The sequence below is a fragment of the Planococcus koreensis genome, assembly GCF_004761975.1.
GTDB classification, from domain to species: Bacteria; Bacillota; Bacilli; order Bacillales_A; family Planococcaceae; genus Planococcus; species Planococcus koreensis.
Genome location: NZ_RQII01000009.1, coordinates 40,117 through 50,323, shown reverse-complemented (window position 1 = coordinate 50,323; position 10,207 = coordinate 40,117). Strand labels below are relative to the sequence as shown.

At 46.6% G+C, this 10,207-nt stretch carries 9 protein-coding genes; all 9 read left to right on the top strand.

Features of this window, described 5'->3' with window-relative positions; all coding sequences use genetic code 11:
• Window positions 1-335: 335 nt before the first annotated feature.
• Entirely contained in the window at window positions 336-761 is a 426-nt protein-coding gene (locus EGV91_RS01660; protein ID WP_241666082.1) for a DUF4870 domain-containing protein, read from the top strand.
• Window positions 762-800: 39 nt separating this feature from the next.
• The gene (locus tag EGV91_RS01655; RefSeq protein ID WP_135500443.1) at window positions 801-1,589 is read left to right on the top strand and encodes a YveK family protein; all 789 of its coding nucleotides are present in this window, start codon (window positions 801-803) and stop codon (window positions 1,587-1,589) included.
• Window positions 1,576-2,226, top strand: a complete 651-nt coding sequence (locus EGV91_RS01650; RefSeq protein ID WP_416145090.1) for a CpsD/CapB family tyrosine-protein kinase — start codon at window positions 1,576-1,578, stop codon at window positions 2,224-2,226. Before EGV91_RS01655 ends, EGV91_RS01650 begins: the two co-directional genes overlap by 14 nt.
• A 40-nt stretch (window positions 2,227-2,266) precedes the next feature.
• Window positions 2,267-4,132, top strand: coding sequence for a nucleoside-diphosphate sugar epimerase/dehydratase (locus tag EGV91_RS01645; protein ID WP_135500441.1), 1,866 nt, complete (start codon window positions 2,267-2,269; stop codon window positions 4,130-4,132).
• Between the two features lie 77 nt (window positions 4,133-4,209).
• Window positions 4,210-5,574: a phenylacetate--CoA ligase family protein gene (locus EGV91_RS01640; RefSeq protein WP_135500440.1), complete on the top strand. Its 1,365-nt coding sequence runs from the start codon at window positions 4,210-4,212 to the stop codon at window positions 5,572-5,574.
• A gap of 150 nt (window positions 5,575-5,724) precedes the next feature.
• The gene (locus EGV91_RS01635; protein ID WP_241666084.1) at window positions 5,725-6,834 is read left to right on the top strand and encodes an aminotransferase class I/II-fold pyridoxal phosphate-dependent enzyme; all 1,110 of its coding nucleotides are present in this window, start codon (window positions 5,725-5,727) and stop codon (window positions 6,832-6,834) included.
• 140 nt (window positions 6,835-6,974) lie between these two features.
• Window positions 6,975-7,679 carry a hypothetical protein gene (locus EGV91_RS01630; protein WP_135500439.1) on the top strand — a complete coding sequence of 235 codons (705 nt, stop codon included), beginning with the start codon at window positions 6,975-6,977 and terminating at the stop codon, window positions 7,677-7,679.
• Window positions 7,680-7,800: 121 nt separating this feature from the next.
• On the top strand, window positions 7,801-8,787 hold the full coding sequence (locus EGV91_RS01625; protein WP_158290557.1) for a LacI family DNA-binding transcriptional regulator: 987 nt from the start codon (window positions 7,801-7,803) through the stop codon (window positions 8,785-8,787).
• A gap of 86 nt (window positions 8,788-8,873) precedes the next feature.
• A complete protein-coding gene (gene hisD / locus EGV91_RS01620; protein ID WP_135500437.1) occupies window positions 8,874-10,154 on the top strand; it encodes a histidinol dehydrogenase in 1,281 nt (426 codons plus the stop codon).
• Window positions 10,155-10,207 lie beyond the last annotated feature (53 nt).

Below are 10,207 nucleotides of genomic sequence, written 5' to 3'. Positions count from 1 at the left end.
GCTCTTTTTCCAGCGACGAGGAGACTGAAGCCAGGCCCGCGGAACGCGTCCGCCTGAAGCGAAATGTATAACAACCATCTAAATTTCTCGACAGCCTGACAGCCCCGCCATCCCGGCGGGGCTGTTTTTGTTTGATGTTAACCCTTTTCATTACGCTCCAACGCACTTTCATGTGCCGAAGCTTTTTTGCAGAATATCGATTGCTTAATTTAAATAAAAATAAGCTAATTGCGCTTAATTTAAAAATATTTCAATAATTAAATCTATTTAACTTTGTTTTAACCTTGCCTCTTTAGTATTAGGTCAAATGATTGAGAATAAAGGAGGAAAAGAAAATGGTTGAAAACAATTTTAAAATCACAGACGATCGGCAGCTTGGCAATTTCGATAGCCAGACTGTATTTAAACGCCCAGAAGCGCTAAGAGCTTCCGGCCCCACTGGTACAGCCATCGGGCTGAGCGAAAATCATGCCGGATCGCTGGCTTACCTATTCGGTTTTGTAACCGGGTTCCTGCTCCTTATTGTCGAAAAAGAAAATCGCTTCGTGCGTTTTCATGCGCTGCAGTCGATTTTGCTGTCAATCGCATTCGTAACTGTATTCACCGTCCTTGGGATGCTTCCAGTCATCGGCTGGTTATCAGGAGTGATCTTATTGCCAATTGGTTTGGTGCTTTGGATCATCCTTATGTTAAACGCCTCTAACGGCAAATATTCAAAAGTCTTCTACATTGGACAATTTGCTGAAAAGCAATTGCGTTAAAAGCATCACAAAATTCATTGGAAACAGAGGTGTCAGGAAATGGAGAGTACATTCAACGTCAAAGAATTTTTAAAGGCTTTGCGCAAGCGGCTTCCACTGATTATTATGGTGACTTTGCTGTTCGTTGCGTTAAGCGGGCTTGTCAGCTACACCATGATGAAGCCGATTTATCAGGCTTCGACGCAAATTCTGGTCAACCAGAATACAACGGCGGCGCAGCCGTTCAATACGCAGGACATTGATGCAAATATCCAATTGATCAGCACGTATAATGTCATCATCAAAAGCCCGACCATTTTGTCAGCGGTCATCGAAGAGCTTGGCTTAAACGAGACGGTCGCCGAATTGAACGAACGCATTACGGTATCGAATATCGAAAATTCACAGGTAGTGACGTTGGATGTGGAAGACGCCTCGATGGAAAAAGCGGTCTTGATCGCTAATACGACGGCATCCGTATTCCAGGCTGAAATTAAGAACTTGATGAAAGTCGATAATGTCAACATCCTGGCGCCGGCTATTGTACCGATTGATCCAGAACCAGTTAAGCCGGACCCGCTATTCAATATGGGTGTCGGGGCCATCATCGGGCTGATGCTCGGAACAGGGCTTGCCATTTTACTTGACCAGATGAACACCACAATCCGTACTGAGGAAGACATCGAAGCGATAGTCGGCCTTAATGTACTGGGCATCGTAAGCCGCACTGAGGGCGGCAAGGAAGAACGCAGATCTTCGACATTAAAAGATAAGAAGGAGTTGTTGGTAGATGTGGACAGCGAAAAAATCAAATCGATCGGTGGGACGAAAATTGGTGGTTCGTACTAACCCCCAATCCATAACTACTGAACAATACCGTACGATCCGGACGAATATCAATTTCTCTATGCCAGGCCCTGATACACAGACAATCCTCTTTACATCGGCAGCGAAAGAGGAAGGGAAATCGACAACTTCCTGCAATATGGCAATTGTGTTTGCCGAAGCCGGAAAACGCGTGCTGCTTGTCGACGCAGATATGAGGCGCCCGACATTGCACCATACCTTCCAGCAAGCGAATAAAGTCGGCCTGTCGAATCTTCTGCTGAAAAAAGGCAGGCTCCAGGATAGCGTGAAACGAAGCGGTGTGGTGGGGCTCGACTTGCTGTTATGCGGCCAGATTCCGCCAAATCCAGCTGAATTGCTCAGCTCTCCGGCGCTTGACTCATTAATCGAAGAGATGAAGGAAAAATACGATTTGATCATTTTCGACTCGCCGCCGCTATTGTCGGTAACCGATTCGAAAATCCTGGCGAATAAATGCGACGCTACTGTATTGGTCGTCAATACCGGCAGATCCGAGAAGGAAAGCGTCACTAAAGCAAGAGACGCGCTGGTGACTTCGAAGGCGTTCATCATGGGTGTGGTCATGAATAATTATGAAATCAGCAAAGATACTTATTATTACCAAGCTTACGGGGATTAATAGCAGCAGTAAAAAACAGAGATGAGATGGGGTAATTCAATTGACGATTAAGAAAAGATACCTTTCATTATTCTTCATCGATTCGTTGATTATTATTTCTTCTATCTATGCCTGTTATTTATTCTTATATCCGTATGCCAGTGTATTAACAAACGAAATGCTGTTCATCAGCACAATCACGCTGTTCATCGCGTGGCACTCGTTTGCCTGGCATTACGGTCTGTACCGGAAAATTTGGGCATATGCTTCAATCGATGAACTCAAGTCGATTGTCATGGCAGTGACGTTTACCATTTTTGTAGCAGCGGTCATGCAGTATACGTATTCTGCACAATTATATGTGAGAACGCTGATGCTTTCGTGGCTGCTGCTGGTTTTCTTTTTCGGAGCTTCGCGGCTTTCGCTGCGCTTGATCCAGGAACAGGCGATCAAACGTAAAGCGGTTTTGACTAGCCGGACAATGGTTATCGGTGCAGGACAGGCAGGAAGAATGATAGCAAGGCATATGAAGGATAATCCGGAATGGGGAAGAAATCCGGTAATTTTTGTGGATGATGACAAGAAGAAATGGGGACTTGAGATGCTCGGCATCGAAGTTGTCGGCTCAATCGACAATATCCCAGCTTATGTCGTAGACCACCGCATTGATCAAATCGTTATCGCGATCCCTTCATTATCCAAAAAAGCGATGGCGGAACTGACAAAAAAATGTTTGGATACCGGCGCGAAAACACAGACCATTCCGAGAATCGAGGATTTGATGACCGGGAAAATCCAGGTCAGCGATATCCGCGATGTGAAAATCGAAGACTTGCTCGGCCGCGAGGAAGTCAAGCTGGATATGCAAGCGATCAGTGAACAACTGAGCGGCAAGTCGATCATGGTAACAGGTGCAGGCGGCTCGATCGGTTCTGAAATCTGCCGGCAAATCGCCAAATTCAATCCTGCAGAAATCCTGCTTTTGGGGCATGGCGAGAATTCCATCTACACCATTGATATGGAATTGCGGGCAAAAGTGCCGAAAACGACGAAAATTGTGCCAATCATTGCGGATGTCCAGGATAGGGAGCGCATCTTCCACGTCATCAAAACACTCAAACCGGATCTCATCTATCATGCTGCGGCACATAAACATGTACCGTTGATGGAAGCGAACCCGCTGGAAGCGGTCAAAAACAATGTTTTCGGGACCAAAAACGTGGCTGAAGCCGCTGATAAGTTCGGTGTAGGAAGTTTTGTCATGATTTCCACAGATAAGGCCGTCAATCCTCCGAATATTATGGGGGCGACGAAACGCTTTGCGGAAATGATCGTACAGAATTTGGCTGTCAACAGCAAAACCACTTTTGCAGCAGTCCGCTTCGGCAATGTTCTGGGTTCACGCGGCAGTGTCGTTCCGTTATTTAAGCAGCAGATTGCAGCAGGCGGGCCGATCACCGTAACGGATGAAAATATGACGCGGTATTTCATGACTATTCCGGAAGCTTCTAGGCTGGTAATCCAAGCTGGGCTGCTTGCTTCTGGCGGTGAGGTGTTCGTTCTGGATATGGGCGAACCGGTGAAAATCGTCGATCTTGCACGGAACTTGATCAAACTTTCAGGATTCGAAGAAAACGACATCAAAATCCAATTTTCGGGCATGCGTCCGGGAGAGAAACTATACGAGGAATTGCTTGATGAAAGTGAAATACAGACAGATAAGATTTTCCCGAAAATCTATATCGGCAAGGCGACTCCAATCAGCCAAGTCGAGATGAGCCGTGTCCTGAAACAGCTTCCGGATTTAGGTCCTGAGGAAACGAAGGAGATCCTGCTGAAACTCGCTAACCGCAAGCGGCCGGAAAATGGCCAGCCGCCTGAATGGCAAGATCAATGGAAAGCGAAAGCAGAGGGCAAGTTCGCATAGGTTTTTGAGAAACCGTCTGCCATCCTTGATGAAGCACCAATACTACTAGAGAAAATACATTAAAGGAGGAAGTGCGGATGCGTGATTTGCCCATGAGAATATACGACAATTCGCCGATTTACTTCCAAAACCTTTTTGCGAGCGTGGAGGGATACAGAAGGACAAAAAGCCGATATGGCAACATTTACTTCAAATACCTGAAAGAATTGGGCAAACGGGATTATTCTGATGCGGTTTATGAAAAAAACTATCAGCAGCAGGAACTCCAGAAGCTAGTCAAACATGCCTTTGAAAAGAGCCCATTTTACCAGGATTTCTACAAAGGGATCGACATCAGCTCAATAAAAACAGTAGATGACTTGAAGAGATTGCCAGTGCTGGAAAAGGAGATGGTCCGGGAGAACATCACTTCCATGTACACCATCCCCGAAAACTCCGCCATCGTTTCCCATACCTTGGATTCAGCGGGCATTCCGCTGAAATTCCTGTTCACTAAAGAGGACATGCAAAAGCATATGGCGTTTCTGGATTTTTTCAAAAAACAGCATGGCGTCACCAACTTGGAAATGAAAAGAGCTTCTTTCAGCTCCAATCGCTTTATACCAAAGCGGCAGCAGAAAAAGGTGTTCTGGCGCGACAATTATTCAAGCAAACAGCGCTTGTATTCCGCTTATTATTGCAATGAAAAGAACGCAGGTTTTTTTGTGGAGAACCTGGATGGCTATCAGCCGGACTTCATCGATGGGCTGCCTTCAGCCCTTTATGAAGTGGCGAAATACATCAACCAGCACCGGATCATCTTGTCGTTCCATCCTATTGCGATTTTTTCTACCGCTGAAACCTTGACACCGCAGCACCGCCGGGAAATTGAAATGGCATTCGATTGCCCGGTCCGCAATCATTATGCTTCTACAGAAGGCGCGCCGTTCATAACGGAATGTCCGAAAGGCAGGCTGCATTATAATTTGAGCTCAGGCATCATCGAAACAACAATTGACAAGGAAATGATCATAACGGGCTTCAATACGTATGGAACGCCGCTGATCCGCTACAAAACCGGAGAACGCATCGATATGGCGAAAGATGGTGGATATTGCGAATGCGGCAGCTCTCATCCGGTCGTCCATCCTTTACAGGACCGGGGGGATGATTATCTCCAATCGAAAAGCAAAGGCAAATTCACGGCTTTGTATATGTCTATGGCCAGCAGCCGTTTTTCCGACAGCATCCGGAAAATACAATTTATCCAAAATTCGCCGGATGTCATCGACGTCATGATTGAAGCGGCGGAAAGCTATACGAACGCCATGACAGAATCGATTCATGAAGAAATGGTTTATATTTTTGGCAGCGACATGCGATTTAATATGCGCATCGTAGAAGAGATTCCTGTGCAGCCGAACAGTAAATTCCGGCTGGTGATCAACAACCTGAATGGATAACGAACTGCTTGCAAGAAAAATAGGCGTAATGCTGGAATTTGATGGGGTGATTTATTGATGAAGATTTTACCGATTGAGCAAAACCAAAGCACAAATCTTTTCATCCAGGCACCATACCAGAAGGAAAAGATTTTCCTTTCTTCTCCTCATATGACCGGAAACGAAATGAAATACATCAACGAAGCATTCGATACCAATTGGATTGCTCCAATCGGACCGAATGTCGACAAGTTCGAGGCTGAACTTGCTGCGTATACAGGAGCGGCAGCCGGGGCTGCACTGAGTTCTGGCACGGCCGCAATCCATTTGGCTCTTCATTTATTGGGTGTCGGCAAAGGGGATCGCGTATTTTGTTCATCACTGACATTCGTTGCCAGCGCAAACCCTATCTTATACGAAGGGGCAGAACCGGTATTCATCGATGCGGAAGAACAGACATGGAACATGTCTCCGGCTGCACTCCGCAAAGCCTTTGTGGCATCGGCAGAAGAAGGCAAATTGCCTAAAGCGGTCATTGTCGTCAATTTATACGGCCAAAGCGCGCAGATGGACGAATTGCTTGAAATCTGCAACGAGTATGGCGTTCCCATCATAGAAGATGCAGCGGAATCGCTTGGCTCTCTTTACAAAGGCCGCAGCAGCGGAACCCTTGGCAAGTTTGGCATCTATTCCTTCAATGGCAATAAAATCATCACGGCATCAAGCGGGGGAATGCTGATTTCCAATGATGCCCAAGCGCTGGTGAAAGCCAGATTTCTTGCTTCCCAGGCAAAGGATCCCGCACCGTATTATAAACACCATGAAGTTGGCTATAATTATCGGATGAGCAACATTCTTGCAGGAGTCGGCAGAGCGCAATTAGAGGCGATCGAAGACCGCGTCAATGCCCGGCGTGCAATTTATGCTAGGTACGCGGAAGCCTTCAAGGACATCGAAGCTATTGAATTCCAGCCGGAACTGGAAGATACGCGTTCGAACCGCTGGCTGAGCGCCTTCACGCTTAACACCGATATTACCGCATTGACGCCTGAAAACATCAAGCGCGCCCTTGAGACAGAGGAAATCGAATCCCGCAATATTTGGAACCCGCTGCACCAGCAAGAATTATTCAAAGATGCGCCATTCTACAAAGATGGCGATGGCGAAGCAGTCAGTGAAAAGATTTTCCGATGCGGCTTGTGCCTGCCATCCGGATCGAATATGACGGCCGCACAGCAAAATCGAGTGATCCGTGTCATTAAAAACCTGTTCAATAATTGATAAGGGAGCTGAGGGGACATTCCGTTGAGGGATGGCCCTTTTGCGATTCAAGTAAGCCATAGCCAAAATGAAGCAAGCGCAGCTCAACAGCTAGACTTGCTTTTTATTGGCGTCTTATTCTGAGAAATGGGGAGATGGCTATGAAATTTACTCAGCTTATAATGATGTTGTTATTGGTCATGCTGCTCGCGGCGTGTGGAGCGGAAACGCCGCCTGAACCGGAAGTGCCGGAAAATGGCGGGCAGCCGCCGGCAGAAGAACCGGAGGAACCCGCAGAAGAGCCGGTGGTGGAACCAGAAGAACCAGAAGAACCAGAAGAACCGGCAATCGAGGAAAGCGACCCTTACAGCTTTTTCATGAAAGATGGCACCACCGCTCATTTTAGAGGAGACGGAAACGAATATGCGCAGCTTACGGTCCGCACTGTTTTTCTGGAAGAGAACCATATCGCGGTCTACGAAGACAATGGCGGAACCACAATTCTAAAAGTTTTCCGGATTGCAGACAGCGCGGCCGACTTGGTTCTTGAGAAACCGGAATTCTATGAAGAATACAATCCGCCGCTAGAAGAGCTCAAATCCTTGCAACCGATTTCCCGCTACTTTGAATTGCCGATTGAAGCTGGTGATAAAGTTGACGGCTTAGAGGTGGTAGAGATTGATGTTGCTGCGGAAACACCTTACGCTAATTTCGAAAATGCAATTATGACCGAGAAACTTGAAGATGATGGTGCGACAATCCGCAATTATTACGTCGAAGGGCTCGGTGAAGTGAAACGGGAGTTTATCATGGGAGAAGGAGCGGATGAGTTCCGGGTGACGTCTTCTTTGGAGTCGATTGAATAAACCAGTAACCGGCCTGTGTGTTTACAGGCCATTTTTTATGGGATTATCCAAGAAATAAATGCCAAAAGCAGGAAAATGGTGTATTCTAGAATTCGATATCAAGCGCAAAGGAATGAAGAATATGAAGCACATGGTTACAGCGAATGATGTGGCGAAACTGGCCGGAGTATCCCAATCTTCCGTTTCACGGGTCTATTTTGAAGGAGCAAAAGTATCGGAGAAAACCCGTGCCAAAGTGCTGGCAGCGGCTGAACAGCTTGGCTATCGGCCAAATGAATTTGCGCGCAGCCTGATCACCAATAAGACCAAAATCATCGGCTTGGTGATGAAAGGGGTCGAGAATCCCTTTTATCCGCAAGTTTTGAAGCAATTCACGACCGCGTTTAAAAAACTGGGCTATAGTGTCTTATTTGTGCACACCCAAAATGAGGAAATCCAACCCGAAGATGTGGAAACATTGTTGAATTACAATGTAGCGGGCGTCATTATCACTGACGCTGCGATGTCGTTGAAAGTAGCTGAGGACTTCCGCTCAAACCGCATTCCGCTTGTGTTTTTCAACCGCAAATTAAACACGGATGAATTTTATTCGGTGTGCTGCAATAACCTGGATGCCAGCAGGAAAGTTGCGGAATACCTGATCAGCCAGGATGTAAAAGATATGGTTTATATTTCTGGCAATGGCAACACGTCGACGAGCCTGGAACGGGAAGCCGGTTTCATGGAAATCCTGCAGAAAACAGGGATTCCACATCGCAAATACGCTTCGGATTATACGTATACAGGCGGCTTTCAAACAGCTTTGGGCATCGTGGATGAAGGACGCGCTCCATCGGCCATTTTTGCAGCGAACGACATCATGGCGCTTGGCGTGATTGATGCATTAAAAAAGAAATCGCTGCGCATTCCAGAAGACGTAAAAGTGGTCGGATTCGACAACATCGATATGGCAGCATGGCTAGGTTACCAATTGACTACCTGGGAGCAGCCGATTGAAGAAATGGTGAAAAAAACAATCGAATACATTATGGCTGAAATCGCTGATTACACGGGGTTGGCGAAGGCTGTGGAAATCGATGGAAAATTAATCAAACGAAAAACTGCCTGAAAATTATTGACTTTCAAGATTAATTGCAATATTCTTCTTGTTAGCACGTGTTTTGCATACGTATTCAAAAAATGGAGGGAACTATTATGGTAAAAGTATTTAAAGCAGGTAAATCGCAAGAAGAAGTAAGTGCCAACGATTTTAAAGTATCTCAGATTGTTTCTGAAGCATTGAAAGACGTGGAAACGCGAGGTGACGAAGCAGTTCGTGAATTGTCGGAAAAATTCGATAAGTGGTCTCCTGAAGCATTCCGTCTCACTGAAGCGCAAGTAAATGAAATCGTTTCCAAAGTTCCTGACTCCGTGATTGAAGACATCAAATTCGCCCAAAAGAATATCAAGGCTTTTGCAGAAGCGCAGCTTGCTTCATTGAGCGATGTCGAAGTCGAACACATTCCCGGCGTTATTTTAGGCCATAAAAATATTCCCGTGAACAGCGTCGGCTGTTACATCCCAGGCGGCCGCTATCCGATGGTGGCATCTGCACACATGAGCGTGCTTACTGCAAAAGTTGCTGGCGTTAAACGTGTAATCGCTTGCACGCCGCCGATCAATGGAGAAATTCCGAATGCAACGATTGCTGCTATGTCATTAGCAGGCGCGGATGAAATCTATTTGCTTGGCGGAATCCAAGCAATGGCTGCAATGGCAATTGGCACTGAAACAATCGAAGCCGTCGACATGATTGTAGGGCCGGGCAATGCGTTTGTTGCAGAAGCAAAACGCCAATTATACGGCAGAGTCGGAATTGATTTATTCGCAGGCCCTACTGAAACTTTGGTTGTAGCAGATCATACAGCAGATGCTGAAATGGTCGCGACAGATATTCTTGGCCAAGGTGAACACGGACCGACGTCCCCAGGCGCGTTGATTACCACTTCTGAGAAATTGGCTGAAGAAACGGTCAAAGAAATCGAACGCCAGCTCGAAACTTTGCCGACTGCCGATGTCGCGCGCGTATCATGGGAAGATTATGGCCAGATCCTGATCGTCGACTCGATCGAAGAAGCACGCATCGAAGCGGATCGCCTGGCATTTGAACACGTAGAGATCCTGACGGAAAATCCGGATTATTTCCTGGAGAACATGACGAATTACGGTTGCTTATTCCTGGGGCCAGAAACCAACGTCGCTTACGGCGATAAAGTCATTGGCACCAATCACACTTTGCCGACAAAAGGCGCGGCACGCTACACAGGCGGCCTGTGGGTTGGCAAATTCATCAAAACCGTCACATACCAAAAAATCACGACACCAGAAGCAAGCGCATACATCGGTGAATATGCAGCACGCTTATGCCAGCTTGAAAACTTTGCAGGCCATGCAGAACAAGCATTATTGCGCGTAAGACGATACGGGAAAAAGTAATAGTTAATTAGGTGAGCTGATATTCTGCCAAACAGTCCCGCAAGGAAATGCGT

Coding starts and splice junctions, on each gene's coding strand:
- EGV91_RS01640 (WP_135500440.1), top strand. CDS start 4,210: ATGCGTGATTTGCCCATGAGAATATACGACAATTCGCCGATTTACTTC.
- hisD (WP_135500437.1), top strand. CDS start 8,874: ATGGTAAAAGTATTTAAAGCAGGTAAATCGCAAGAAGAAGTAAGTGCC.
- EGV91_RS01635 (WP_241666084.1), top strand. CDS start 5,725: ATGACCGGAAACGAAATGAAATACATCAACGAAGCATTCGATACCAAT.
- EGV91_RS01630 (WP_135500439.1), top strand. CDS start 6,975: ATGAAATTTACTCAGCTTATAATGATGTTGTTATTGGTCATGCTGCTC.
- EGV91_RS01625 (WP_158290557.1), top strand. CDS start 7,801: ATGAAGCACATGGTTACAGCGAATGATGTGGCGAAACTGGCCGGAGTA.
- EGV91_RS01660 (WP_241666082.1), top strand. CDS start 336: ATGGTTGAAAACAATTTTAAAATCACAGACGATCGGCAGCTTGGCAAT.
- EGV91_RS01655 (WP_135500443.1), top strand. CDS start 801: ATGGAGAGTACATTCAACGTCAAAGAATTTTTAAAGGCTTTGCGCAAG.